General features: G+C 72.4%; 24 protein-coding genes. All 24 read right to left on the bottom strand.

All coding sequences use genetic code 11. The annotated features are described in order from the left end of the window. Nucleotides 1-138: 138 nt before the first annotated feature. The 24 genes from lgt to ACTJI1_RS06485 all read right to left on the bottom strand — a co-directional run bounded on the left by lgt (nt 139) and on the right by ACTJI1_RS06485 (nt 25,592). Entirely contained in the window at nt 139-1,128 is a 990-nt protein-coding gene (gene lgt / locus ACTJI1_RS06600; RefSeq protein WP_440742186.1) for a prolipoprotein diacylglyceryl transferase, read from the bottom strand. 84 nt (nt 1,129-1,212) lie between these two features. Then, nucleotides 1,213-2,013, bottom strand: coding sequence for a tryptophan synthase subunit alpha (gene trpA / locus ACTJI1_RS06595; RefSeq protein WP_440741986.1), 801 nt, complete (start codon nt 2,011-2,013; stop codon nt 1,213-1,215). After that, nucleotides 2,010-3,221 (bottom strand): tryptophan synthase subunit beta, encoded by a 1,212-nt coding sequence (gene trpB / locus ACTJI1_RS06590; RefSeq protein ID WP_310129551.1) that lies wholly within the window; start codon nt 3,219-3,221, stop codon nt 2,010-2,012. Before trpB ends, trpA begins: the two co-directional genes overlap by 4 nt. Further along, on the bottom strand, nt 3,221-3,991 hold the full coding sequence (gene trpC / locus ACTJI1_RS06585; RefSeq protein WP_440741985.1) for an indole-3-glycerol phosphate synthase TrpC: 771 nt from the start codon (nt 3,989-3,991) through the stop codon (nt 3,221-3,223). Before trpC ends, trpB begins: the two co-directional genes overlap by 1 nt. Nucleotides 3,992-3,994: 3 nt before the next feature. Beyond that, entirely contained in the window at nt 3,995-4,225 is a 231-nt protein-coding gene (locus ACTJI1_RS06580; RefSeq protein ID WP_310129554.1) for a DUF6704 family protein, read from the bottom strand. Nucleotides 4,226-4,307: 82 nt separating this feature from the next. Beyond that, nucleotides 4,308-5,051, bottom strand: coding sequence for a Trp biosynthesis-associated membrane protein (locus ACTJI1_RS06575; RefSeq protein ID WP_440741984.1), 744 nt, complete (start codon nt 5,049-5,051; stop codon nt 4,308-4,310). Next, entirely contained in the window at nt 5,048-6,622 is a 1,575-nt protein-coding gene (locus tag ACTJI1_RS06570; protein ID WP_440741983.1) for an anthranilate synthase component I, read from the bottom strand. Before ACTJI1_RS06570 ends, ACTJI1_RS06575 begins: the two co-directional genes overlap by 4 nt. Further along, nucleotides 6,619-7,044, bottom strand: a complete 426-nt coding sequence (gene hisI, locus ACTJI1_RS06565) for a phosphoribosyl-AMP cyclohydrolase (RefSeq protein WP_440741982.1) — start codon at nt 7,042-7,044, stop codon at nt 6,619-6,621. Before hisI ends, ACTJI1_RS06570 begins: the two co-directional genes overlap by 4 nt. Continuing rightward, nucleotides 7,041-7,805, bottom strand: coding sequence for an imidazole glycerol phosphate synthase subunit HisF (gene hisF / locus ACTJI1_RS06560; protein ID WP_310129561.1), 765 nt, complete (start codon nt 7,803-7,805; stop codon nt 7,041-7,043). Before hisF ends, hisI begins: the two co-directional genes overlap by 4 nt. Continuing rightward, nucleotides 7,805-8,644: an ATP phosphoribosyltransferase gene (gene hisG / locus ACTJI1_RS06555; protein ID WP_310129562.1), complete on the bottom strand. Its 840-nt coding sequence runs from the start codon at nt 8,642-8,644 to the stop codon at nt 7,805-7,807. Before hisG ends, hisF begins: the two co-directional genes overlap by 1 nt. A gap of 48 nt (nt 8,645-8,692) precedes the next feature. Continuing rightward, nucleotides 8,693-8,956 (bottom strand): phosphoribosyl-ATP diphosphatase, encoded by a 264-nt coding sequence (locus tag ACTJI1_RS06550; protein ID WP_310129564.1) that lies wholly within the window; start codon nt 8,954-8,956, stop codon nt 8,693-8,695. 256 nt (nt 8,957-9,212) lie between these two features. Further along, the gene (gene rpe, locus ACTJI1_RS06545; RefSeq protein ID WP_440741981.1) at nt 9,213-9,875 is read right to left on the bottom strand and encodes a ribulose-phosphate 3-epimerase; all 663 of its coding nucleotides are present in this window, start codon (nt 9,873-9,875) and stop codon (nt 9,213-9,215) included. 20 nt (nt 9,876-9,895) lie between these two features. Further along, nucleotides 9,896-11,302, bottom strand: coding sequence for an RsmB/NOP family class I SAM-dependent RNA methyltransferase (locus tag ACTJI1_RS06540; RefSeq protein WP_440741980.1), 1,407 nt, complete (start codon nt 11,300-11,302; stop codon nt 9,896-9,898). Further along, on the bottom strand, nt 11,299-12,222 hold the full coding sequence (gene fmt / locus ACTJI1_RS06535; RefSeq protein WP_440741979.1) for a methionyl-tRNA formyltransferase: 924 nt from the start codon (nt 12,220-12,222) through the stop codon (nt 11,299-11,301). Before fmt ends, ACTJI1_RS06540 begins: the two co-directional genes overlap by 4 nt. Before the next feature lie 79 nt (nt 12,223-12,301). Beyond that, the gene (locus tag ACTJI1_RS06530; RefSeq protein ID WP_440741978.1) at nt 12,302-14,458 is read right to left on the bottom strand and encodes a primosomal protein N'; all 2,157 of its coding nucleotides are present in this window, start codon (nt 14,456-14,458) and stop codon (nt 12,302-12,304) included. A 2-nt stretch (nt 14,459-14,460) separates the two neighbouring features. Beyond that, nucleotides 14,461-15,654: a methionine adenosyltransferase gene (metK, locus tag ACTJI1_RS06525; RefSeq protein ID WP_310129573.1), complete on the bottom strand. Its 1,194-nt coding sequence runs from the start codon at nt 15,652-15,654 to the stop codon at nt 14,461-14,463. 60 nt (nt 15,655-15,714) lie between these two features. Continuing rightward, nucleotides 15,715-17,019 carry a bifunctional phosphopantothenoylcysteine decarboxylase/phosphopantothenate synthase gene (locus tag ACTJI1_RS06520; RefSeq protein WP_440742185.1) on the bottom strand — a complete coding sequence of 435 codons (1,305 nt, stop codon included), beginning with the start codon at nt 17,017-17,019 and terminating at the stop codon, nt 15,715-15,717. 91 nt (nt 17,020-17,110) lie between these two features. Further along, complete coding sequence (gene rpoZ, locus ACTJI1_RS06515) at nt 17,111-17,374, bottom strand: DNA-directed RNA polymerase subunit omega (protein WP_089910506.1); 264 nt, start codon at nt 17,372-17,374, stop codon at nt 17,111-17,113. 105 nt (nt 17,375-17,479) lie between these two features. Beyond that, a complete protein-coding gene (gmk, locus tag ACTJI1_RS06510) occupies nt 17,480-18,403 on the bottom strand; it encodes a guanylate kinase (protein WP_440741977.1) in 924 nt (307 codons plus the stop codon). Next, entirely contained in the window at nt 18,396-19,265 is an 870-nt protein-coding gene (gene pyrF / locus ACTJI1_RS06505; RefSeq protein ID WP_440741976.1) for an orotidine-5'-phosphate decarboxylase, read from the bottom strand. Before pyrF ends, gmk begins: the two co-directional genes overlap by 8 nt. Then, on the bottom strand, nt 19,262-22,564 hold the full coding sequence (gene carB, locus ACTJI1_RS06500) for a carbamoyl-phosphate synthase large subunit (protein WP_440741975.1): 3,303 nt from the start codon (nt 22,562-22,564) through the stop codon (nt 19,262-19,264). The genes pyrF and carB overlap by 4 nt, the downstream gene beginning before the upstream one ends. Further along, nucleotides 22,564-23,781, bottom strand: coding sequence for a glutamine-hydrolyzing carbamoyl-phosphate synthase small subunit (gene carA / locus ACTJI1_RS06495; protein ID WP_440741974.1), 1,218 nt, complete (start codon nt 23,779-23,781; stop codon nt 22,564-22,566). Before carA ends, carB begins: the two co-directional genes overlap by 1 nt. After that, nucleotides 23,741-24,283 (bottom strand): PH-like domain-containing protein, encoded by a 543-nt coding sequence (locus ACTJI1_RS06490; RefSeq protein ID WP_440741973.1) that lies wholly within the window; start codon nt 24,281-24,283, stop codon nt 23,741-23,743. The genes carA and ACTJI1_RS06490 overlap by 41 nt, the downstream gene beginning before the upstream one ends. After that, nucleotides 24,276-25,592 carry a dihydroorotase gene (locus ACTJI1_RS06485; RefSeq protein WP_440741972.1) on the bottom strand — a complete coding sequence of 439 codons (1,317 nt, stop codon included), beginning with the start codon at nt 25,590-25,592 and terminating at the stop codon, nt 24,276-24,278. The genes ACTJI1_RS06490 and ACTJI1_RS06485 overlap by 8 nt, the downstream gene beginning before the upstream one ends. Nucleotide 25,593: the final 1 nt, after the last annotated feature.

The raw sequence follows: 25,593 nt of genomic DNA, 5'->3' as shown, positions 1-25,593 counted from the left end.
TGTGGGGATGTTGGGTGCGGGGACGCCATCGGCCCGGGCTGTGGATTCCGCCGCTCGCCGGGGGCCGTGTGTGGCCCCGTCCGGTGCGGTCAGGTGCGTGGGATCGCCTCGACGGTGGTTACTTCGAGCCGTCGGGTTTCATCCGTTCGTGGGGCTTGTGGCCTTGGCCGAAGCGGACCCGGCAGGCACACCGTCGTCGTCGGTGGTGTCCTTCTCGTCCAGGTCCGTGTCGTCAGAGTCTACCTCAGCATCCGGCCGCACCCATTCACGACCCGGCCGGTACGGGCTGGGCTCCATTCCGGGGTGACGGCTGGACTGCACGTAGAAGATCACAAGGCCCAGCACGACCGCGACGAAGGCGGCCCAGACGTTGGTCGGGATGCCGAGGAGCGAGAACTCGCTCGGGTCGATGCGGATCGACTCGAGGTAGGACCGGCCGACGCCGTACCAGACCAGGTACAGAGCGAACAGCTTGCCCCACTGCAGGTGCCACTTCCGCTCGATCAGGACGAGCAGCACGACGCCGATGACGTTCCAGATGATCTCGTACAGGAAGAGCGGCTGGAACAGCGTGCCGTCGGGCAGCCCGACCGGGATGGCCTTGTTGCCGGAGTCGATCTGCAGCCCCCACGGCAGGTCGGTCGGGAGGCCGAACAGCTCCTGGTTGAACCAGTTGCCGAGGCGCCCGATCGCCTGCGCGAGCAGCAGCGCCGGGGCGAGGGCGTCGGCGAAGGTCCAGAAGCGGATGCCCGTCCAGCGGCAGCCGATCCAGGCGCCGACGGCGCCGCCGAGCAGCGAGCCGAAGATGGCGTTGCCGCCCTCCCAGATCGCGAAGACCTTCCAGAGGTCGGCGCCCGGGTAGAAGTAGTCGCCGGGGTGCGTGACCACGTGGTAGAGGCGGGCTCCGACGATGCCGAGCACGACCACCGGGATCAGGATGTCGAGGATGACACCCGGCTCGGCGCCGCGCTTTGTGAGGCGGCGGGAGGTCCACATCGCCGCGATGACGATGCCGATCAGGATCATGATGGCGTATGTCTGGATGCGCCAGTGCAGCCCGAAGATGTCGATCGGGATCTGCTGCCACTCCGGCCCGGGGCTGGGGATGCTGGCGAACCAGCTGCTCATGGTCAGGGCCACCGGATGACTACCTTTCGATCATGGGGATGCGACGCGGAACGTCGCGCGTCGCCCGTTCAGTCTAGAACGCGGTCAGGAGCGGCTCGTGCCACCGGCCAGGGCCGCGGCCACGCGGCCGGCCTCCGCGACGCCGCCGTCGCCGAGCGCCTTGACCAGCGCCGATCCGACGATCGCGCCGTCGGCGTACTCGAGCACCTCGGCGACCTGCGCCGCGGACGAGATACCGAGCCCGACGCACGCGCTGGTCGCGCCCGCCTCGCGGAGGCGGCCGACGAGGGTGCGTGCCGCCGCATCCACATCCGTGCGGGCGCCCGTGATGCCCATGGTCGAGACGGCGTAGACGAAGCCGCGGCTCGCGTCGACGGCCTGCTTGAGCCGCGTGTCGGTCGAGCTGGGCGCCGCGAGGAAGACGCGGTCGAGCCCCGCGCGGTCGGAGGCGGCGAGCCAGTCGGCGCCCTCGTCCGGGATGAGGTCGGGCGTGATCAGCCCGGCTCCCCCGGCCTCGACGAGGTCATCGGCGAACCGGTCGACGCCGTACTGCAGCACCGGGTTCCAATAGGTCATCACGAGGACGGGGATGTCGACGCGGGCCGTGATCTCGCGCACGGCGGTGAAGCCGTCGCGCAGGCGGAAGCCGGCGCCGAGCGCCTGCTGGGTTGCGGCCTGGATGACCGCGCCGTCCATCACCGGGTCGGAGTACGGGAGGCCGAGCTCGATGACGTCGACGCCGTTCTCCGCCAGGGCGACCGCCGCGTCCACGCTGGTGCGCAGGTCGGGGAAGCCCGCGGGCAGGTAGCCCACGAGGGCGCCGGCGTCCTCGGCGTTGCGCCGGGCGATGACGTCGGCGACACGGCTCCCGACGACCGCGCTCACGACTGCACCGCGCCGGCGTCGAGGAGGTCGAAGTAGCGGCCGGCGGTCTCCATGTCCTTGTCGCCGCGTCCGCTGAGGTTCACCAGGACGATTCCGTCCGGGCCGAGCTCGCGCCCGAGCGCCAGCGCGCCGGCCAGGGCGTGCGAGGACTCGATGGCGGGGATGATGCCCTCGGTGCGGCTGAGCAGGCGGAGCGCCTCCATCGCGTCGGCGTCCGAGACCGGGCGGTACTCCGCGCGGCCGATCTGGGCCAGCCAGGCGTGCTCCGGACCGACGCCCGGGTAGTCGAGGCCCGCCGAGATCGAGTGGGACTCGATGGTCTGGCCGTCCTCGTCCTGCAGCAGCATCGAGCGGGCGCCGTGCAGCACGCCCGGGCGCCCCTTGGTGATCGTGGCCGCGTGGCGCGGGGTCTCCGCGCCCTCGCCGCCCGCCTCGAAGCCGAGCAGGCGCACATCCTCATCGTCCAGGAAGGCGTGGAAGATGCCCATCGCGTTCGAGCCGCCGCCGACGCACGCGGCGACCGCGTCCGGGAGCCGGCCGGTCAGAGCGAGAACCTGCTCGCGCGCCTCCTCGCCGATGATCTTCTGCAGATCGCGGACCATCGCCGGGAACGGGTGGGGACCTGCGACCGTGCCGAAGATGTAGTTGGTGTGCTCGACGTTGGTGACCCAGTCGCGCATCGCGTCGTTGATCGCGTCCTTCAGGGTGCGCGAGCCGGTCTTGACGGCCACCACCTCGGCGCCGAGCAGGCGCATCCTGGCGACGTTGAGGGCCTGGCGCTCGGTGTCGACCTCGCCCATGTAGATGGTGCACTCGAGGCCGAACAGCGCGGCCGCGGTCGCGGTGGCGACGCCGTGCTGGCCGGCGCCGGTCTCCGCGATCACGCGGGTCTTGCCGATGCGCTTGGTGAGGATGGCCTGGCCCAGCACGTTGTTGATCTTGTGCGACCCGGTGTGGTTGAGGTCCTCGCGCTTCAGGATGATGCGCGCACCTCCCGCATGCTCGGCGAAGCGCGGCACCTCCGTGATGATCGACGGGCGGCCGGTGTAGCTGCGGTGCAGCTCGTCCAGCTCGGCGTGGAACGCGGGGTCGGCCTTCGCCTCCTCCCACGCCGCCGACAGCTCGTCGAGCGCTGCGACCAGCGACTCGGGGACGAACCGCCCGCCGAAGTCGCCGAAGTACGGACCCTGCTCAGTGCGGAGGGACATCAGACTCCCAGGAACTCTCCGAGCGTCGCGACGGGGTCGCTCGTGACGAGCGCCTCGCCGACGAGCACCACATCGGCGCCCGCCGCCCGGTAGTGCGCGACGTCGCCGGCCGTCTTCACGGCAGACTCCGCCACGCGGATGACGCCGGACGGGATGCGGTCGGCCAGGCGGCCGAACAGGTCCCGATCCAGCTCGAACGTTGTGAGGTCGCGGGCGTTGACGCCCACGAGACCGGCGCCTGTGTCGAGCGCACGGCTGAGCTCGTCGGCCGTGTGCGCCTCCACCAGGCTGGTCATGCCGAGCTCGGTGATCAGCCCGTGCAGCTCGACGAGCCGCTGCTGGTCGAGTGCGGCGACGATGAGCAGCACCAGGTCGGCGCCCGCGGCGCGGGCCTCGAACACCTGGTACGGATCGGCGACGAACTCCTTGCGGAGCACCGGGATCGAGACCGCCTCACGGACGGCCTCGAGATCGGCGAGGGAGCCGCGGAAGCGGCGCTCCTCGGTCAGCACGCTGATCGCGCTGGCCCCGCCGGTCTCGTACGAGACGGCCAGTGCGGCCGGGTCGGCGATGTCGGCGAGCGACCCGCGGGACGGGCTCGCGCGCTTCACCTCGGCGATGATCTTGACGCGGTCCGCCGGAGCGAGCGCCGCCAGGGCGTCGAGGGCCGCGGGACGCGCGAGCGCCTCGGCCTCCACCTGGGCCAGCGGCCGCTCGGCGCGGCGCCGGTCAGCGTCTTCGAGCGCGCCGGCGACGAGGTCGGCGAGCACGGATCAGTGGCCCTTCGGGGTGTACTTGGAGCCGCCCACTCCGTAGCCTGCGCGCTTCATGATCCAGCCGACGATCAGACCGATGATGGCGAGACCGGCCGCCGCCCACACGATGATCGGCGCGTCGAAGAAGAACGCGACGGCGCCGATGGTGAAGGCGACCAGCATGATGATCACGGCCGTCCATGCCGCCGGCGAGTGACCGTGACCGGGCTCGACTGACTCGCTGCTCATGGGACTCCTGCATGTCGGGTGCGCGCCCGACGGCACGCACGAGGGGATGGAACGCGTCCAGTCTAGTGGTTCGCGGCGGGGCTCACTTGGTGGGGTCGTCGCCGCGGGTGAGCTCGTCCCAGCTGTCGATCGCGGTGTCGCGGTCGAGCGTCCGGGGCTCGTCGGGCGTGTCGGCGTCCGTCTCGTCGTCGCCGCGCGCGGGCGCCTCCGCGGGGTGCGCGGCGCGATCGCGGCCGGCGGCATCCGCCGTCTCGTCGGCGTCCCCGGCACCGCTGGAGGCGACGATCTCCTCGACCGAGCGGCCGTCCTCGCCGGCGAACCGGGTCTGGTACTTGCGCGACGCGCCCGGCCAGAGCCGGGAGAAGACGACCACGGCCGCCGAGGCGAGCACGATGAGCACCCCGCCGGCCACGGCGACCCACGGCCACAGCTGGGTGTCGACGGAGTGCACCAGGCGGCGGATGGACGCGTCGCCCGCCACCCCGGTCGCCGTCGTGATCGCCGACGCGGACGCGCGCACCGCATCCGACACCGCGGTGATCGCCGAGATGAGCACCGAGACGCCGAGCAGGACCCCCAGCAGCGCCAGCACGATCCGGAACACCGGCCCCGCGATCGCCAGCGCGGCAGTCAGCGCGAGACCGGCCAGCGCCAGCGCCGTCAGCGCCGGAGCGGCGGTCGACCCGGCCACGGCGACCGTGCTCGAGTGCTCGGCCGTGTCGCTGAGCCGGATGGTGAACCACGGCTGCGTCGCCGCGAGGAGGGCGAGACCGCTCCCCACGACGAGGAGCAGCATCGTCGAGTACTTGGCGCGGCGGCCGGTCACCGGTCCCCGTCCCGCGGCACCGGGCGCATCGCGTTGGCGACCGCCACCGCGCGCAACGGCGCCGCCGCCTTGTTCTGCGACTCCTGGAACTCGCTCTCCGGCACCGAGTCGGCGACCAGTCCCCCGCCCGCCTGGACGCGCGCGACGCCGCCCATGATCGTGGCGGTGCGGATGGCGATGGCCAGGTCGGCGTCGCCGGCGAAGTCGAAGTACCCGATCACGCCGCCGTAGACGCCGCGCTGGGCGGGCTCCAGCTCGTCGATGATGCGCAGCGCCATGGGCTTCGGCGCACCCGACAGCGTCCCGGCGGGGAACGTTGCCCGGAAGGCGTCGACGGCTGTGGCGTCCGGCCGCAGGTCGCCCTCGACGGACGACACGATGTGCATGATGTGGCTGAACCGCTCGATGCGCATGAACTCGGTGACCTCGACCGTGCCGGCCTCGCACACCTTGAGCAGGTCGTTGCGGGCCAAGTCGACGAGCATGAGGTGCTCCGCACGCTCCTTGTCGTCGGCGAGGAGCGACGTCTCGAGGTCGAGGTCCTCCTCCGGGGTGGCGCCGCGCGGCCGGGAGCCGGCGATGGGATGCGTGAACGCGCGTCCCTCCTGCACCTTCACCAGCGCCTCGGGTGACGACCCGACGATCTCGTACCGCTCACCGTCCGGCTTCTCCAGCGACAGCAGGTACATGTACGGGCTCGGGTTCAGCGCCCGCAGAACCCGGTACACGTCGAGGGCCGGAGCAGTGCACTCCAGCTCGAACCGCTGCGAGATGACGACCTGGAAGATGTCGCCGTCCACGATCCGCTGCTTGGCGGTCACGACCGACGCGAGGAAGTCCTCCCGCCGGGTGCGCGACACCGGGTCCGCGGGCGTGGCGAGGTCGACGTGCGCCAGCCAGGCCTCGGACGGCTGCGCGAGCTCGCGCTGCATGCGGTCCAACCGTTCCTGCGCATCCCGCCACAGGGCATCGGTCTGCTCCGCACCGTCGGCGAGGGCGTTGGCGATCAGCTTCACGGTGCCGGTGCGGTGGTCGATCACCACGAGGTCGGCGACGAACGCCAGCGCCTGACCCGGGACGTCCATATCGGCCGGCGGGGCGTCGGGCAGGCGCTCGATCTGCCGGATCGCCTCCCAGCCGATGAAGCCGACGAGACCGCCGGTCAGCGGCGGCAGGCCCGGGATGCGCGGAGTCTGCCAGCGCGCGTGCAGCGCCGCGAGGGCGTCCAGCGGCCGCAGCGCGCCATCGGTCCCGACGGCGTCACTCCCGAGCGCGCGCTCGGCGGGCAGTCCGTAGTCGAGCCAGCGGACGTCGTCCCCCTGCTGCGTCAGCACGCCGAACGAGGCGGCGCCGACGAACGAGAACCGGGACCAGATGCCGCCCTGCTCGGCCGACTCCAGCAGGAACGTGCCCGGACGCCCGGCCGCGAGCTTGCGGTAGATGCCGACGGGGGTCTCGCCGTCGGCGAAGAGCTCGCGGACGACCGGGACCACGCGGTGGTCGGCGACCAGGGCGTCGAACGCGGCCCGGGTGGTCGTCGCGGCGTCGGTGTCGATCGCGGCGCCGGTCACAGGTCGGCCGCCTCGATCTCGGGACTCGCGCCCAGCGCAGGCTCCAGCACATCCGCGTCGAAGCACGTCCGCGTGCCGGTGTGGCAGGCGGCGCCGATCTGGTCGACGGTCACCAGGAGGGTGTCGCCGTCGCAGTCGAGCGCGACGCCCTTCACGTACTGCACGTGCCCGGACGTGTCGCCCTTGCGCCAGTACTCCTTGCGGGAGCGCGACCAGAAGGTGACGCGGCCCTCGCTCATCGTGCGGCGGAAGGCCTCTGCGTCCATCCACCCCATCATGAGCACCTCGCGGGTGTCCCACTGCTGGATGATCGCGGGCACCAGACCGGCGTCGGTGAAGCGGATGCGCTCCAGCACGGCCTCCGGGTCGGTGATGTTCGTGGCGTTCGTCCCGCTGGCGTTCGCGCCGTTCGTGGCGTTCATCGGCGGACCTCCATCCCGGCCGCGGCCAGTTCATCCTTCACCTGTTCGATGGTCAGCTCGCCCTGGTGGAACACGCTCGCGGCGAGCACCGCATCCGCCCCCGCTTCGATCGCGGGCACGAAGTCCTGCACGCGGCCGGCCCCGCCCGAGGCGATCACCGGGACGCTGCTGATCGCACGCATCTCGCGGATGAGCTCCAGGTCGAAGCCCTCCTTGGTGCCGTCGGCGTCGATCGAGTTGACGAGCAGCTCCCCCGCCCCCAGTTCGATCGCGCGAGCCGCCCACTCCAGGGCGTCGAGGTCGGTCTCGGTGCGGCCGCCGTGCGTCGTGACGACGAAACCGGACGGCGTCGCCGCCGAGCGCTTCACATCCAGCGACAGCACCAGCACCTGGGCGCCGAAGCGGTCGGCGATCTCGGCGATCAGCTCGGGACGCGCGATGGCCGCCGAGTTGACGCCCACCTTGTCGGCGCCGTGGCCGAGCAGCTTGGCCACGTCCTCGGGGCTGCGGACGCCGCCGCCGACGGTCAGGGGGATGAACACCTGCTCGGCCGTGGCGCGCACCACGTCGTAGGTGGTGGCACGGTCGTCGACGGTGGCCGTCACATCCAGAAAGGTCAGCTCGTCGGCGCCCTGCTCGAAGTACCGGCGCGCCAGCTCGACAGGGTCGCCCTGGTCGCGCAGGTTCTGGAAGTTGACGCCCTTCACCACGCGGCCGGCGGCCACGTCGAGACAGGGGATCACCCGGACCGAGACGCTCATCAGATCCGCGCAGCGTGGATGGACGTGACCAGGATGGCCCGGGCGCCCAGCTCGTACAGGTCGTCCATGATGCGGTTGGTCTGCTCCCGCTTGATCATCACGCGGACGGCCACCCAGTCGGGCTCGCCCAGCGGCGACACGGTCGGCGACTCGACGCCCGGCGTGAGCGCGACGGCCCGGTCGAGCAGCGCCACCGGGAGGTTGTAGTCGACCAGCACGTACTGGCGGGCGACCATGACGCCCTGCAGGCGGCGGACCAGCGTGTCGACGCCCGACGCCGGCGCGGGCGACGAGATGAGCACCGCCTCCGACTCGAGGATCACCGGGCCGAAGATCTCCAGGCCCTGCTTGCGGAGCGTCGAGCCGGTCTCCACCACGTCGGCGACCGCATCCGCGACGCCCAGCCGGACCGCGGACTCGACCGCGCCATCCAGCTTGATCAGGGTGGTGGAGACGCCGTGCTCGCCGAGGAACGCGCCGACGAGTCCCGGGTAGCTGGTGGCGACGCGCTTGCCCTCCAGGTCGGCGAGCTCGGAGAACACGCCGGCCGGACCGGCGAAGCGGAACGTGGACGCGGCGAAGTCGAGCGCGCTGATCTCCGCCGCCGACGATCCGGAGTCGAGCAGCAGGTCGCGGCCGGTGATGCCGACGTCGAGCGCGCCGGAGCCGACGTAGGTGGCGATGTCGCGCGGGCGCAGGTAGAAGAACTCGACGCCGTTGCGGGCGTCGGTGACGATGAGCTCCTTGGGGTCGCGGCGGCCGACGTAGCCGGCTTCGTGCAGCATCTGCGCCGCGGTCTCGGAGAGGGAGCCCTTGTTGGGGACGGCGATCTTCAGCATGGGGGGATCTTTCGTGACGTGAGAGGACGACGGGATGGGGTCAGGCCATCACAGATGTCGGTACACGTCGGCCGGGGTGAGTCCCTTGGCGAGCAGCAGGACCTGCAGGTGGTAGAGCAGCTGCGACGCCTCTTCCGCCAGGGCCTCGTCGGACTCGTACTCGGCGGCCATCCAGACCTCGGCGGCCTCCTCCACGATCTTCTTCCCGATGCCGTGCACACCGCTGTCGAGCTCGCGGACGGTGCCCGAGCCCTCCGGACGCGTGCGGGCCTTCTCGGTGAGCTCGGCGAAGAGGTCGTCGAAGGTTTTCACCCTGCTACCCTACCGTCCCCGCCCGCGGCGCCGCGCGCCGCGCGGCCCGGGGCGCGTGCCGTCGCTGAGGCGACATTCGTGACGAATGTCGCCTCCCGCCGTCGCTGACGCGACATTCGTGACGAATGTGCGCACGTCACGGAAGCGCCATTCGTCACGAATGTGGGATGCGGGGCGCGATTTCGGTGCATTCAGCACGAATGTGCGCCGGGGGGAGGCGCGGGAGAGGCTGAACGGGCTGGAGGGCCGGCGCGGGTCAGTGCGCGTGGGCGGAGGCGGCGTCGCGGAGCGCGGCGATGCGCTCCGCGGGCTCGCCGCGGAAGACGCTGGAGCCCGCGACGAACGTGTCGGCGCCCGCGGCGGCGGCTGTGACGATCGTCTCCTCGGTGATCCCGCCGTCCACCTGCAGCCAGACGTCGAGCCCGCGCGCCTCGACGGCGGCGCGCAGCGCCTGCAGCTTCGGCATCGTCTCGGGCATGAACGACTGGCCGCCGAACCCGGGCTCGACGGTCATCACGAGCACCTGGTCGAACTCCTCCAGGAGGTCGAGGTAGCGCTCGACGCCCGTGCCGGGCTTCACCGCGATGCCGGCGCGGGCGCCGATCGCCCGCAGTTTGCGGGCGAGGGCCACTGGATCGTGCGCCGCCTCCGCGTGGAACGTCACCGAGTACGCCCCGAGCTCCGCGTAGCCGGGCGCCCAGCGGTCGGGGTCGTCGATCATGAGGTGCACATCCAGCGGGATGGGGCTGACGTCCTGGATGCGGCCCACCATCTGCGGGCCGAAGGTCAGGTTGGGGACGAAGTGGTTGTCCATCACATCCACGTGCACCAGATCGGCGGTGCGGATGCGCTCCACCTCGCTCTGCATGTTGACGAAGTCTGCGGCCAGGATGCTCGGATTGATGCGGACGTGTCCCATGCCCCCAGCCTAGGCGGCGGCTACGCGGCGCGTTTGCGGAGCAGCGCGATGAACATGGCGTCCGTCGTGTGGCGGTGCGGCCACAACTGGACCGTCGCCGGGTCGCCCGCCAAGTCGAGCCGCTCGTTCGCGAGCGCCTGCACTGTCTCGGCCGTGGCCTCCTGCTCGAGCACGTCGCCGTGCCGTTCCAGCGCGGACGCGACGATGCCGCGGGTCTCGCCGAGGTGCGGGGAGCAGGTGACGTAGGCGAGCAGTCCACCCGGCTTGAGCGCCGCGATCGCGGAGTCGAGCAGCGCGGTCTGCAACGTGGTCAGCTCGGCGACGTCGCGCGGCGTCTTGCGCCAGCGCGCCTCCGGGCGCCGGCGCAGCGCGCCGAGGCCGGTGCAGGGCGCGTCGAGCAGGATGCGGTCGAAGGCTTCGGGATGCTCGGTACCTACTACGACGCCGTCGAGCTCCCACACCGGCACATCGAGCGGCACGGGCGCGAGCGCCCGGCGCACCAGCTCCGCCCGCGCCGGGACGAGCTCGTTGGCGACGAGGGTCGCACCGCCGGCCAGCGCCTCCGCGGCGAGCAGGGCGGCCTTGCCGCCGGGACCGGCGCACAGGTCGAGCCACCGTTCCCCCTCGAGCACCGGCTGCGCCCGCGTCAACGCGAGCGCCGCGAGCTGCGACCCCTCGTCCTGCACGCGGATGCGGCCACCGGACTCCTCGACCAGCCCCTGCGGGTCGCCGCCGCCGACGGTGAACCCGGGCGGCGAGAACCGGTCCGGGCGCGCATCGTCCGGCTCGGACGCGAGCCCGGGCAGTGCGATCAGGTTGACCCGCGGAGCCGTGTTGTCGGCCTCCAGCAGCTCCTCGAGCTCCTCGACGCGTCCCTCCGCCTCGAGGGACCGCCGCAGTGCGCGCACGACCCAGACGGGATGCGACGCCAGCGCCGCGATGCGGTCGTCCTCGTTCTTCGCCCGGCTCGCGACCTGGTCGCGCCACTCCTCGGGCGTGTGCCGGCCGATCTCGCGCAGCACGCCGTTGACGAAGCCGGTGCCGGAGCGGCTCCCCACCTCGCGCGCCAGCCCGACGGACTCGTTCACCGCGGCGTGGGCCGCGACGCGGGTCGACAGCAGCTGGTGCGCGCCGAGCCGCAGCACGTCGAGCAGCGGAGGGTCGATGCGGTCGACCGGACGGCCCGCGGCGATGGCGATCACGCGGTCGTAGTAGCCCTGCATGCGCAGGGTGCCGTAGGTGAGCTCGGTCGCGAGCGCCGCGTCGGCGGTCGACAGCGCCGCCCGGGCGATCCGTGTCGGCAGCAGCAGGTTGGCGTAGGCGTCGGACTCGCGGACGGCGGTGAGCACATCCAGGGCGACCCGACGGGCGGGCTGCACCGCGGTGTGCTGCGGCCGGGATGGTCCGCGCCGCTGCTGCGCGCTCACGAGAGCACCACCGCAGCGCCCGAGGCGCCGGCCGCGCCGCGCAGCCAGTCGGCCGCGGGCATCGCGCGCTTGCCGGCGGGCTGCACCGTGATCAGTTCCAGCGGGTCCGTGCCGGTCCCGACGAGGACGCGGCGGTCACGCGCCTCGACCGCTCCGGGCGGCAGCGGCGGCTCCCCTGTCGTGCCATGCGCCTCGTGGATCTTGAACCGCTCGATCCCGAGCAGCACGAACGCGCCCGGCTCGGGCGTGACGCCGCGAAGGCGCGCGTGCACCCGGTCGGCGGGCTGGGTCAGGTCGAGCCGCGCATCCTCGATCGTCAGCTTGGGCGCGAGGGTGACCTCCCCGGCCTGGGGCGTCGCCCGCGCCGTGCCCGCCGCGAGCGCATCCGTCGTGTCGGCCAGGAGGGCAGCGCCGTCGACGGCCAGCGCGTCGAGCAGGTGCCCCGCGGTCTCCTCCGGACCGATGGGACGCCGCAGCTCGGCGTACACGTCGCCCGCGTCCAGTTCGGGCACCAGGTGGAACACCGCGGCGCCCGTCTCCGTGTCGCCCGCGATCACGGCGTGCTGCACCGGCGCGGCGCCCCGCCAGCGCGGCAGCAGCGAGAAGTGGAGGTTCACCCAGCCGAGGCGCGGGAGCGACAGCAGCGGCTCGCGCACCAGTCCCCCGTAGGCGACGACGACGCCGAGGTCCGGTTCGAGCGCGGCGATGCGCTCGGTGACCTCCTCGCGCAGCCGGTTCGCCTTCAGCACCGGCAGGCCGAGACGCTCGGCCGCCTCGGCGACCGGCGACGGCGTGAGCACGCGCTTACGGCCGAGCGGCGCATCCTCGCGGGTGATGACGGCGACCACCTCGTGTCGGGCCGCGACGGCCTCGAGCGACGGGACGGCCACGGCGGGGGTGCCGGCGAAGACGATGCGCATGGGGAAGGTTCTTTCGGTCGGGACGGCGATCCAGCCTACTCCGCCCGCGCGTCCATCCACCGCTGAGGTCGACCGGAGGTCAGAGGATCTCGGGGTCGTCGAAGCGCACCCGCAGCGTCGGCGCCGGCCGGTAGCCCGGCTTGCCTGCGGGCGCGCGGCGCCGCCGGGTCGCGTTCTTCACGACGGCGGCCCGGACGGCCGCCGCCACGTCGACGCCGTGGGCGTACTCGAACCGGAGGACGGCGCGCACCAGGTCGGGTCCGGAGCGGGCCGTGCGCGAGGCGGGCTCGACCGGGGCCGGACCCAGCACATCCACGAGCAGCGCAGGATCGACGGCGGCGACCACCTCGTTCACCGTCGCCTCCGTGCCGGTGACGGATGCCAGGCGCACGGCGGGCGGGAACCGCAGCTCCCGCCGGTCGACCAGCTCCTCGTGGGCGAACTCGACCAGGCGGCCGGTGGCGAAATCCCGCGCGAGCGGCCCGGACACTCCGACCAGCACCGTCGGCGCTCCGGGAGCGGCAAGACCGGCGGCGCTCTGCCACCAGCGCAGGCAGTCCTCGGCGACGTGCAGGCTCTCGCGGGCGAGCATCCGTTCGCCGTCGAGCAGCAGCACCGCCTGATACCCGCCCTCCGCGATCGGCTCGGCCCCGCGGGTGGCTACGACCAGGGCGGGCGCCGATCCGATGCGCTGGACGGGGTGGTCGCCGTCGGCGAGGATGACCCGCGTGCCCGGGAACGCGCGCCCGAGCTCCTCGGCCGTCCGGCCTGAGCCGACCGTCACCATCCGGAACCGGCGGTGCTCGCAGTGCTCGCACTGCCAGTCGGTCCCGATCCGCCCGCACACGGTGCACGACGGCGGGGAGCCGGCGCGCGTCTGGTGCAGCGGCCCCTTGCAGTTCATGCACCGGGCGGCCTGGCCGCAATTCGCGCACGCGATCACGGGCGCGTAGCCGGGACGCGCCACCTGGACGAGCACCGGGCCGCGCGGCCGGCCGCTGTCGCCGTTCAGCGCCTCACGCGCGGCGCGCCAGGCGGGCGACGGGATGCGCGCGGCCCGCGCCATCGGCTCCGGTGCCTGCTGGTTCGCGGTCAGTACGACCTTCGGCGAGGTGACGCGCTCGGGCCCGACATCCCGCAGCCAGCCGAGCTCCACCAGCCGCTGGGTCTCGACGCTGCGGATGTTGCCGCTCAGCACGAGCGCGCATCCCTCGAGCTCCTGGCGCACGAGGGCGGCGTCGCGGGTGTGCACGTACGGGCTGAGGGGTTCGGCGTGGAGGGGGTCGCTGTCCTCCCAGACCACCAGCAGCCCCAGCCGCTCGGCGGGCGCGTAGACGACGGAGCGGTTGCCGATCACGATGCGCGGGCCGGACAGCGCCTCCAGGAACCCGCGGTACCGCTCGGTGTTCGCCTGCCCGGCGTCCGCGCGCACCACCGCGGCCGGCGGGGCGATGACGGCAAGGGCGGCGGCCAGCTGCTCCAGGTCGCGATGGTCGGGCACCGCGACGATCGCCGTGCGGCCGCCGCGCCAGCAGTCGGCGGCCAGGGTCGCGAGGGTGACCGCCCACTCCCCGACCCACGTGCCGTCGGGCAGCGGGACCAGGCGCGGGATGGCGCGCAGCGCGATCCGCTCGTCGCGCGCGACCGCATCCTCCAGCACCCGCTCGCCGTACCCGCGCACCGCGACGGGCGCGGGATGCGCCGCCGACGCGGGCGCCGCCGCCGCGGGCGCCGCCGCCGCGGGCGCCGCCGCCGCATCCTGCGCCGCTGCGCCGAGTGGCGACATCGACTCACGACTCGCGCCCGATTCCGACAACGACTCACGACTCGACGCTCCGGGAGGCGCCGCGGGCGCGGCGGCGCGCGCGGCCAGCCACGCCTTCTCGACCCGCACCATGCGGCCGGGCACCGCGAGGCGCAGGATGTCGCTCGCCGTCCCCGCGCTGCGGTCCGCCAGGCGCCGCGCCAGCCGCCAGACGCCCGGCGTGAGCACGCGCGCGGGCGAGACGACCGCCTCCAGCGGGCTCAGCGTCCCCTCGAACCCGTCGTCCGGGTCGCCCACCTCGACGAGATACCCGTCGGCCACGCGACCCGCGGAGCGCAGCGGCACACGCACGCGCACACCGGGCACCGCGTCGGCGGCGAGCTCCTCCGGGATGGCGTAGTCGAAGAGGTGGTCGAGCTGCGGGAGCGGCGAGTCGATGACCACCCGGGCGACCCGTGCGGCCGCCGCCACCGCTAGATCCCCGCGGCCGAGCGCAGGTCGTCGACGCGGTCGAGCCGCTCCCAGGTGAACTCGGGCAGCTCGCGGCCGAAGTGGCCGTAGGTCGCGGTGCGCGCGTAGATCGGGCGCAGCAGGTCGAGGTCGCGGATGATCGCGGCCGGCCGCAGGTCGAACACGTCGCGGATGGCGGCGATGATGCGCTCCTCGGGCACCTTCGCGGTGCCGAACGTCTCGACGTACAGCCCGACCGGAGCGGCCTTGCCGATCGCGTACGCGATCTGCACCTCGAGCCGGTCGGCGAAGCCGGCGGCGACCGCGTTCTTCGCCACCCAGCGCATCGCGTACGCGGCGGAGCGGTCGACCTTCGACGGGTCCTTGCCCGAGAAGGCGCCGCCGCCGTGGCGGGACGCGCCGCCGTAGGTGTCGACGATGATCTTGCGGCCGGTCAGCCCGGCGTCGCCCTTGGGGCCGCCGATCTCGAAGCGCCCGGTCGGGTTGATGAGGGTGCGGATGTGCGAGGTCTCGAGCCCGGCCGTGTGGAGCACCGGGTTGATGACCTCCTCGACGATCTCGGCCTGCAGCTGCTCGTTCGACACCTGCGGGGCGTGCTGCGTCGACAGCACGACGGTCTGCACCGACTTGGGAACGGATCCCTCGTAGCCGATCGTGACCTGGGTCTTGCCGTCGGGCCGCAGGTAGTCGAGCGTGCCGTCCTTGCGCACGGACGCCAGGCGCTCGGCGAGACGGTGGGCCAGCCAGATGGGCAGCGGCATGTACTGCGGCGTCTCCGTGGTGGCGTAGCCGAACATGATGCCCTGGTCGCCCGCGCCCTGGCGGTCGAGGTCGTCGTGGCTCTGCTCGGCGCGGGTCTCCAGCGCGTTGTCCACGCCCTGCGCGATGTCGGGCGACTGGGCTCCGATCGAGACGGACACGCCGCACTGCGTGCCGTCGAAGCTGACGTCGGACGAGTCGTACCCGATCTCGACGAGCTTGTTGCGCACCAGCGCGGGGATCTCGACGTAGCCGCTGGAGGTGACCTCGCCGGCGACGTGGACGAGTCCCGTCGTCACCAGGGTCTCGACGGCGGCGCGGCTGTGCGGGTCGACGGTGAGCAGGGCATCCAGGATGCTGTCGGAGATCTGGTCGCAGATCTTGTCCGGGTGGCCCTCGGTGACGGACTCGGACGTGAAGAGACGCAGATCTGCCATGGTTCTCCCTGGTCGACGACGGGCGTAAGAGTCGCGGCCGGATCGTCTCGGACGCGCCGGCTAGGCGATGACGTCGAGGATACGGTCGGCCACCGACAGCTTGCTGCCCGAGGCCTCCATCACTATATCGCCGCCCTTTCGCAGGACGACGACCTCGTTGCTCTCCGTTGCGAAGCCCTGCGACCAGCCCACCTGGTTGAGCACGAGGAAGTCGCTACCCTTGGCTTCGAGCTTCGTGCGCCCGAGGTGGATGAGCGCCTGCGGGTCCGGCTCGGTCTCGGCGGCGAAGCCCACGACAACCTGGCCGTCCCGCCGGTTGGCGGAGAGCCCGGCGAGGATGTCCGGGTTGGCGACGAGCTCGAGGGTGAGCGTGTCCCCGTGCTCGGACTTCTTGATCTTCGCGTCGCGCGTCTCCGCGGGGCGGTAGTCCGCGACGGCGGCCGTCATGACGACGATGTCGGCCGCGCGGGCGGCCTCCTGCACCGCCTCCTGCAGCTCGAGCGCGGTCTGCACCGGGATGAGCTCCACGCCCTCGGGCGGTTCCACCTCCAGATGTGCCGCGATGAGCACGACGTCGGCGCCGCGGGCCTGCGCGGCGGCGGCGATCGCGACGCCCTGACGCCCGCTGGAGCGGTTGCCGAGGAAGCGCACCGGGTCGAGCGGTTCGCGGGTGCCCCCGGCGGTGACCACGACGCGCTTGCCCGCCAGGTCGACGCCGCCCCGGGGCCGCTTGGCCGCCTCGTTCGCGCGGCGGCGCTCGGAGAGCACCACGACGTCGTTCACGGCGGCGTCGGATGCGGTCAGCGCCGCAGGCGCGGGCGGCTCCACAGCGCGCGGGACGATCCCGGCGGCGCGCAGCGCGGACCGGACGATGACCTCCGGCTCCTCCATCCGGCCGGGGCCGGAGTCGGTGCCGGTGAGCTGGCCGCTGGCGGGGCCTACCACCGTGACGCCCCGGCTGCGCAGGGTGGCGATGTTCGCGACGGTGGCCGGATTGCGCCACATCTCGGTGTGCATCGCCGGGGCGATCACGAGCGGCGCGGTGGACGCGAGCACCGTGTTGCCGAGGAGGTCGTCGGCGATTCCCGCCGCGAGCTTGGCGATCGTGTTGGCGGTGGCCGGGGCGATGACGATGAGGTCGGCCGACTGCCCGATCGCCACGTGCCGCACTTCGGCGACGCCCTCGTAGAGGTCGGTCGCGACGGGGTTGCGGCTGATCGCCTCCAGCGTCGGACGCCCGACGAACCGCAGCGCCGCCTCGGTCGCGACCACGTGCACGGAGTGGCCTTCGAGGACCAGGGCCCGGATGACTCCGACGGCCTTGTACGCGGCGATGCCGCCGGTCACTCCGACGACGATGGTCAATCGTGGGCTCAACGGCGGCACCTCTCCTCGGCCGGGGCGCTGCCCGGCTGCGGTCGTCTGCGGCTCTACTGCTGCGTGCGGCGGTTGCTGCCTACTCGGCGGCGGCGATCGGCTTCAGGACGAGCTTGTCCTCGTTGATCTCGTGCAGGGCGACCGAGAGCGGCTTGTCGTCGACGGAGGAGTCGACCAGCGGGCCCACGTTGTCGAACAGGCTGCCCTCGTGCAGGTCGGCGTAGTAGTCGTTGATCTGACGCGCCCGCTTGGACGCGAAGATCACGAGGGCGTACTTCGACTCGACGCGCGACAGGAGGTCGTCGATGGGCGGGTCGATGATGCCGTTGTTGCTGGTTGCCATGCGGGGTGCTCCTTGTTCTGGGCGACCGGGCGCGGTGGCCCGATCGACGGCCGCGTCAGGCGGCCGGGGACAGTGGGCGCGCCGGTGACGGCGCGGAGAGACGGCTCACGGACGCGACGGCGCCGCGCGGACCTTCATCAAGTCTACGACCTCGCGGGCCGCCTCGGCGACGTCGTGGTTGACCACCTTGTAGTCGAACTCGTCCTGGGCGGCCAGCTCGACCTTGGCGGTCTCCAGCCGGCGCTGCTGCTCCGCGGTGTCCTCGGTGCCGCGGCCGATCAGTCGCCGCACCAGCTCCTCCCACGTCGGCGGGAGCAGGAAGATCAGCCGCGCCTCCGGCATGGACGCGCGCACCTGGCGGGCGCCCTGCAGGTCGATCTCGAGCAGCACGCTCCGGCCCGCGGCCAGCGCCTTCTCGATCGGGGCGCGGGGCGTGCCGTAGCGGTACGCGTTGTGCACGGTCGCGTGCTCGAGCAGCTCGCCCTCGACGATCATCCGGTCGAACTCGGCGTCGTCGACGAAGTAGTAGTTGACGCCGTCGACCTCGCCGGGGCGCGGCTTGCGCGTCGTCGCGGAGACGGAGAGCAGCACGTCCGGGTAGTGCTCGCGGATGTACGACGACACCGTGCCCTTGCCCACGGCCGTGGGACCGGCGAGCACGACCAGGCGGTTGCGCTGGCGGCCGGTGCGGTTCTCCCGCTCGATCAGGAACTGGCGGAGGCGCAGTCGCTGGTGGCGGCCGAGACCGCCCAGCCGCTTGGCGGGCGAGATGGCCAGCCGGTCGAGCGCCTCCTGCATCTTGGTGGTGCCGATGGCGGGCACGCTGAGCAGGAACTCCGTCACCCGCAGCCGGCCCTCGATCCCCTCCGGATCGGCGGTGGCGCGGTCGAGCACTGTCAGCGGCGACACCTCGCGGGAGGCGATGGATGCCTTCACGGCGGCACGGGCACGGCGCGCGGCGACGGCGGCCTGCGACGCGGCCTGGCGGTCGACCTCGGGCGGTGCGGGGCGGCTCGAGGTCTCAGCCATGGCTGGCGCGCACCTCCTCGGCGCGGCGGCCGATCGCGTCCGCGAGGCCGGAGGGACCGGCGGAGAGCAGCCCGCGGGACTCGCTGACGATCACGCCGGACGCGAGCGAGCCGAACAGCCGCGACACGTCCTCGACCCGGGCGCCCTGGTGGCCGAAGCCCGGCGCGAGCACGGGCAGTGCGGGGGTGCGCTCCCCCGCCGTCGCCACATCGATCCCGTAGTCGGCGAGCTCGACGGTCGCGCCGAGCACCAGCCCGACCGATCCGTACGCGGCACGCGCGTCCTGCTCCTGATTGAACGAATGCACGTCTTCGATGATCGCACGAGCGACGGACAGGCCCGTCCGCGGCCCGCTCTGCACGATGGCCTGCTGCACCGCCGCCGCCTCGGGATTCGAGGTCGCGGCGAGCACGAACAGGCCCTTCCCCGCGGCCGCACCGAGCGCCATCGCCTCCGCCAGCGAGCCGACGCCCTGGTAGGCGGCGACCGTCATGGCGTCCGATTCCAGCGGCGAGCCGGGCGTCAGCCAGGCCTCGGCGTACGCGGTGACACTGGTGCCGATGTCGCCCCTCTTGACGTCCGCGATCACCAGCAGCCCGGCCGCACGCGCGGCGGCGAGCACCTCCTCCAGGGCGGCGTATCCCGCCGCGCCGAAGCGCTCGAAGAACGCCACCTGCGGCTTGACGATGCCCGCCCGGCCGGCGGCGGCCTCGACCACAGTCAGGCCGAACGAGCGGAGGCCGTCGGCCGAAGCCGGCAGTCCCCACTCCTCGAGCAGGTGCGCGTGCGGGTCGATGCCGACGCACAGCCGCCCGCGCTCGGCGAACGCGCGCGCGAGCCGGTCGCCGAACGCCGGCGTCATACGCGGGCGGCCCTCTCCTGCGCGTACACCTGCAGCGACTTGACGTCGAAGCCCTCGCGGATGGCGTCCAGCGACGCCACGGCCGCGCTCAGCTCCGCGATGGTCGTGAACAGAGGCTTGTCCGCGGCGACGGCTGCCGCGCGGATCTCGTAGCCGTCGGCACGCGCCGACCGTCCGCTCGGGGTGTTGATCACCACATCCACCTCGGCGCGGTTGATGATGTCGACGATCGAGTCGCCGCCGCTCTCCTGCGCTTCGCTGTGCTTGCGCACGATGCGGGCCGCGATGCCGTTGCGGTTGAGCACCTCGGCGGTGCCCTCTGTCGCGACGATCTCGAAGCCGAGCTGGTGCAGGCGGAGGACCGGGAGGACGACGGCGCGCTTGTCGCGGTCGGAGACAGAGACGAACGCGGTGCCGCCCAGCGGCATCCCGCCGTACGCGGCCGACTGGCTCTTCGCGAACGCGGTCGGGAAGTCCTTGTCGATGCCCATCACCTCGCCGGTGGAGCGCATCTCCGGGCCGAGCACCGAGTCGACGACCGTGCCCTCCTTGGTGCGGAACCGCTTGAAGGGCAGCACGGCCTCCTTCACGGCGACCGGCGAGTCCATCGGGATGCGCGAGCCGTCCTGCGCGGGCAGCAGACCCTCGGCGATCAGGCCCTCGATCGTCTCGCCGACCATGATCCGCGATGCGGCCTTGGCGAGCGGGATGCCGAGCGCCTTCGACACGAACGGCACGGTGCGGGAGGCGCGCGGGTTGGCCTCCAGCACGTAGAGCACGCCCGCGCCGATCGCGAACTGCACGTTGAGCAGGCCGCGCACGCCGATCCCCTCGGCGATCTTCAGGGTCGCCTCGCGCACCCGGTCGATCTCGCGGCGGCCGAGCGTGATCGGCGGCAGGGTGCACGACGAGTCGCCGGAGTGGACGCCGGCCTCCTCGATGTGCTCCATGACGCCGCCGATGTAGAGCCGCTCGCCGTCGTAGAGCGCGTCGACGTCGATCTCGATGGCGTCGTCGAGGAAGCGGTCCACGAGAAGCGGATGCGACGGGCCGACGATGCCCTGCCCGGCGACCCGCTCGAAGTAGTCGGCGAGGGAGGCGTTGTCGTAGACGATCTCCATGCCGCGGCCGCCGAGCACGAAGCTGGGGCGCACGAGCACCGGGTAGCCGATCTGCTCGGCGACGTGGGCGGCGCTCGGGTAGTCGACGGCGGTGCCGTTGCGCGGCGCCACGAGACCCGCCTCGTCGAGGATGCCGGAGAACAGTCCGCGCTCCTCGGCGAGGTCGATCGCCTCCGGCGTCGTGCCGAGGATGGGAACCCCGGCCGCCTCCAGGCCCTTTGCGAGCCCGAGCGCGGTCTGGCCGCCCAGCTGGACGACGACGCCGACCAGCTCGCCGGTCTGCGACTCGGCGTGGATGACCTCGAGCACGTCCTCCAGCGTGAGCGGCTCGAAGTAGAGCCGGTCGCTGGTGTCGTAGTCGGTCGACACCGTCTCCGGGTTGCAGTTGATCATGATCGTCTCGAAGCCCGCGTCGTGCAGCGCGAACGACGCGTGCACGCACGAGTAGTCGAACTCGACGCCCTGGCCGATGCGGTTCGGGCCCGAGCCGAGGATGACGACCTTGCGCTTGTCGCTCGGCTCGACCTCGGTCTCCAGGTCGTAGCTGGAGTAGTGGTACGGCGTGAGGGCGGGGAACTCGCCCGCGCAGGTGTCGACCGTCTTGTAGACCGGACGCACGCCGAGGATGTGGCGCACCTCGCGCACGTCGGCCTCGCCGAAGCCGCGCAGCTCGCCGATCTGGGCGTCGGAGAAGCCGTGGTCCTTCGCGAACCGCAGCGTCTCGGTGTCGAGGGTCGGCGCATCCCGGATCTGATCGGCCACCTCGTTGATCAGCGCGATCTGGTCGATGAACCACGGGTCGATCTTGGTCGCCTCGAAGACCTGCTCCGGCGTCGCGCCCAGGCGGAGCGCCTGCTGCACGTCGACGATGCGGCCGTCGGTGGGGGTCGCGATGGAGGCGAGCAGCTCATCCACCGTGCGCCCGGACCCGTCGGCACTGGGCGGGCCCCAGTGGAACGACGAGCCGCGCTTCTCCAGCGAGCGGAGCGCCTTCTGCAGCGCCGAGCTGAAGCTGCGGCCGATCGCCATCGCCTCGCCGACCGACTTCATGGTGGTGGTCAGCGTCGGGTCGGCGGCCGGGAACTTCTCGAACGCGAACCGCGGCACCTTGACGACGATGTAATCAAGTGTCGGCTCGAAGCTCGCCGGCGTCACCTTCGTGATGTCGTTCGGGATCTCGTCCAGCCGGTAGCCGATGGCCAGCTTCGCCGCGATCTTCGCGATCGGGAAGCCGGTCGCCTTCGACGCGAGGGCCGAGGAGCGGGAGACGCGCGGGTTCATCTCGATGACGATGATCCGGCCGTTCTCCGGGTTCACCGCGAACTGGATGTTGCAGCCGCCGGTGTCGACGCCTACCGCGCGGATGATGTCGATGCCGATGTCGCGCAGCTTCTGGTACTCGCGGTCGGTCAGCGTCAGCGCGGGCGCGACGGTGATGGAGTCGCCGGTGTGCACGCCGACCGGGTCGACGTTCTCGATCGAGCAGACGACCACCGTGTTGTCGGCGGTGTCGCGCATCAGCTCGAGCTCGTACTCCTTCCAGCCCAGGATGGACTCCTCCAGCAGCACCTCGCTGGTGGGGCTCTGGTGGATGCCGTCCCCGGCGATCCGGCGCAGCTCCTCCGGCGTGTACGCGAAGCCGGAGCCCAGGCCGCCCATCGTGAACGACGGACGGACGACGAGCGGGTAGCCCAGGTCCTCCGCGAACTCCAGCGCCTCCTCGACGGTGTGCGCGATGTGCGACCGCGCGACCTCGGCGCCCGCCTCCACGACGAGCTCCTTGAAGATCTGGCGGTCCTCGCCCTTCTGGATGGCCTCGAACTTCGCGCCGATCAGCTCGACGTCGTACTTCTCGAGGATGCCGTGCTCGTGCAGCTGCATGGCCGCGTTGAGCGCGGTCTGGCCGCCCAGGGTCGGCAGGATGGCGTCGGGGCGCTCCTTGGCGATGATCGTCTCGATGACCTGCCAGGTGATCGGCTCGACGTAGGTGGCGTCGGCGAAGTCGGGGTCGGTCATGATCGTCGCCGGGTTGGAGTTGACGAGGATGACGCGCACGCCCTCCGCCTTCAGCACCCGGCAGGCCTGCGTGCCCGAGTAGTCGAACTCGACCGCCTGGCCGATGACGATGGGTCCGGAGCCGATGACGAGGACGGACTGGATGTCGTCGCGTTTGGGCATCAGACGTTCTCCTGGCTGTTGTTCGAGTTGGACGGATCGGCGGCGCCGTGCTGCGCGCGGATCATGTCGAGGAAGCGGTCGAAGAGGTAGTTGGCGTCGTGCGGGCCGGCCGCCGCCTCCGGGTGGTACTGCACGCTGAAGGCGTTCAGGTCGAGGCAGTTGAGCCCCTCGACGACCTGGTCGTTGAGCGAGAAGTGGCTGACCTCCACACGGCCGAAGCCGGCCGGGGAGTCGAAGGAGGCGTCGATCGGCGCCTTGACGGCGAAGCCGTGGTTCTGCGCGGTGATCTCCACCCGGCCGGTGCGCTTGTCGAGCACCGGCTGGTTGATCCCGCGGTGGCCGAACGGCAGCTTGTAGGTGTCGAGCCCGAGCGCGCGGCCGAGCAGCTGGTTGCCGAAGCAGATGCCGAAGTACGGGAGACCTGCACGCAGCGTCTCCTGCAGCAGGGCGACGTGCTTGCCGGAGGCCTGCGGGTCGCCGGGCCCGTTCGAGAAGAACAGCGCGTCGACGCCGAGCCCGAGCACATCCTGAGCGCTGACCTGCTGCGGGAGCACGTGCACGTCGAGCCCGCGCGCCGCCAGGTTCTCGAGGGTGGACTTCTTCACGCCCAGGTCGAGCACCGCGACGGAGCCGACCTTCTCGCCGACCGCGGGAACCGTGTACGGCTCGACGGTGGAGACCTCGGCGGACAGGTTGCGGCCCTTCATCGGCGCGCCGGCGAGCACCAGGTCGAGCTGCTCGCTGTCGCTCAGCCCGAAATCCTCACCGGAGAAGATGCCCGAGCGCATGGCGCCCGCCGAGCGGATGTGGCGGGTTACCGCCCGGGTGTCGATCCCGCTGATGCCGACGACGCCCTGCGCGACGAGGTCGTCGTCGAGGCTGCGCTGCGCGCGGAAGTTCGACACGACTCGGCTGGGCTCGCGGACGACGTAGCCCGCCACCCAGATCTGCCGGGACTCCATGTCCTCGTCGTTCGTGCCGGTGTTGCCGATGTGCGGCGCCGTCTGCAGCACGATCTGGCCGGCGTAGGACGGGTCGGTCAGTGTCTCCTGGTAGCCGGTCATGCCGGTGGCGAAGACCGCCTCGCCGAGGGTGCGCCCTCGCGCGCCGTAGGCCCGGCCGACGTAACGGGTTCCGTCTTCGAGGACGAGCACCGCGGGTTCTGTTGCGAGCACGTCACACCTCCTTGTCGTTCGGGCGGGACGGGCCCGCCGCATCCGGGGCATCCGCCCGCGGGACGATTGCTTCGACGGCCGCGATCAGCTGCGCGCGGCCGGCCGGGTCGACGACCCGGAAGTAGCTGTCGGCGGCCGTGCCGCCGCTGGTGGTCCAGCCGAGCCGGACCAGGCCGTCGCGCTCGACCGCCCGGTCGATCGCGACGCTCGCGACGCCGACTCCGGTGAGGACGGACGCCGGGACGAAGACCGCCGGCTCGCCGGTGACGGCGATGGACACGCCCTCCGGCCGGACGGCGACCGTCGCGTTGCCGCGGAACGACAGCCCCGGCAGGGCGAGCCGCTCGAGGTGCTCGCCGCCGCGCGTGGTGGCGACGTACAGCGCCTCCACCTCGGCGACCGGAGCGCTCAGCGTGCCGGGGGTCGAGTACCCGCCGCCGGCCGGGCTGTCGCGGCGCACGCGCCGGCGCCAGCCGAGCACGGCGAGCCCGATGACGACGGCGAGGACCGCCAGGATTCCGATCGTGGGGAGCACCTTATCCACGGGCGCCCACCTCCTCGGCGTCGCGCACCGCGCCGTCGAGCACCGTCGCACGGCCCTGGTGGAAGGTCGCGACGACCCGGCCGGGCAGCGTGAGCCCGAGATAGGGCGAGTTGACGCCCTTGCCGGCGAGGTCGGCGGTCGAGAACGTCCGCGAGGCCGTCGGGTCGTAGAGGAAGAGATTCGCCGGGGCGCCCTCCGCAAGCGCACCGCCGTGGCCGTCCAGCCGGCCGATCCGGGCCGGGGTGGCCGAGAGGACGCGGGCGATGTCGGCCCAGCCGAGCATCCCGTTGTCGACCACGCTGGCCTGCACCACCGAGAGCGCCGACTCCAGCCCGACCATGCCGAACGCGGCGGCGTCCCACTCGCAGTCCTTCGACTCGATGGGGTGCGGCGCGTGGTCGGTCGCGACGATGTCGATCGTTCCGTCGGCGAGGCCGGCGCGCAGCGCCTCCACGTCCTCGCGGCTCCGCAGCGGCGGGTTGACCTTGTAGCGGGCGTCGTATCCGGTCGCCAGCTCCTCCGTGAGGGCGAGGTGGTGCGGGGTGACCTCGGCGGTCACGGCGATGCCGCGGGCCTTCGCCCAGCGGATCACGTCGACGCTGCCCGCGGTGGAGACGTGGCACACGTGGAGGCGCGAGCCGACGTGCTCGGCGAGCAGCACATCCCGGGCGATGATCGACTCCTCGGCGACCGCCGGCCAGCCCGCCAGCCCCAGCTCGCCGGACAGCGCGCCCTCGTTCATCTGCGCGCCCTCGGTGAGCCGCGGCTCCTGCGCGTGCTGCGCGATGACGCCGTCGAACGCCTTGACGTACTCCAGCGCCCGGCGCATCAGCAGCGGGTCGGAGACGCACTTGCCGTCGTCGCTGAACACCCGGACGCGGGCGCGGGACTGCGCCATCGCGCCCAGCTCGGCCAGCCGCTCCCCCGCCAGCCCGACGGTGACGGCGCCGATCGGCCGCACGGCCGCGTAGCCGGCCGCCTCGCCGAGGCTCAGCACCTGCTCGACCACACCGGCCGTGTCCGCCACCGGCGACGTGTTCGCCATGGCGAACACCGCGGTGAATCCACCGGCCGCGGCGGCGCGCGTGCCGGTCAGGACGGTCTCGCTCTGCTCGTACCCGGGCTCGCGCAGGTGCGTGTGGAGGTCGACCAGACCGGGCAGCGCGAGCAGCCCGTCCGCGTCGATCGCCGTCGCACCCGCGGCGCTCAGCCCGGCGCCGGTCGCGGCGATCACGCCGCCGTCGACCAGCAGGTCGGTCCGCGAGCCGTCGGCCAGCGTCGCGCCGCGGATCAGGAACTTCTCGTCCACA

It is taken from the genome of Leifsonia sp. 22587, from assembly GCF_052044215.1.
Taxonomy (GTDB): Bacteria; Actinomycetota; Actinomycetes; order Actinomycetales; family Microbacteriaceae; genus Leifsonia; species Leifsonia shinshuensis_C.
Note: the sequence above shows the minus strand (reverse complement) of the source record. Positions and strands in the feature narration are given on the sequence as shown.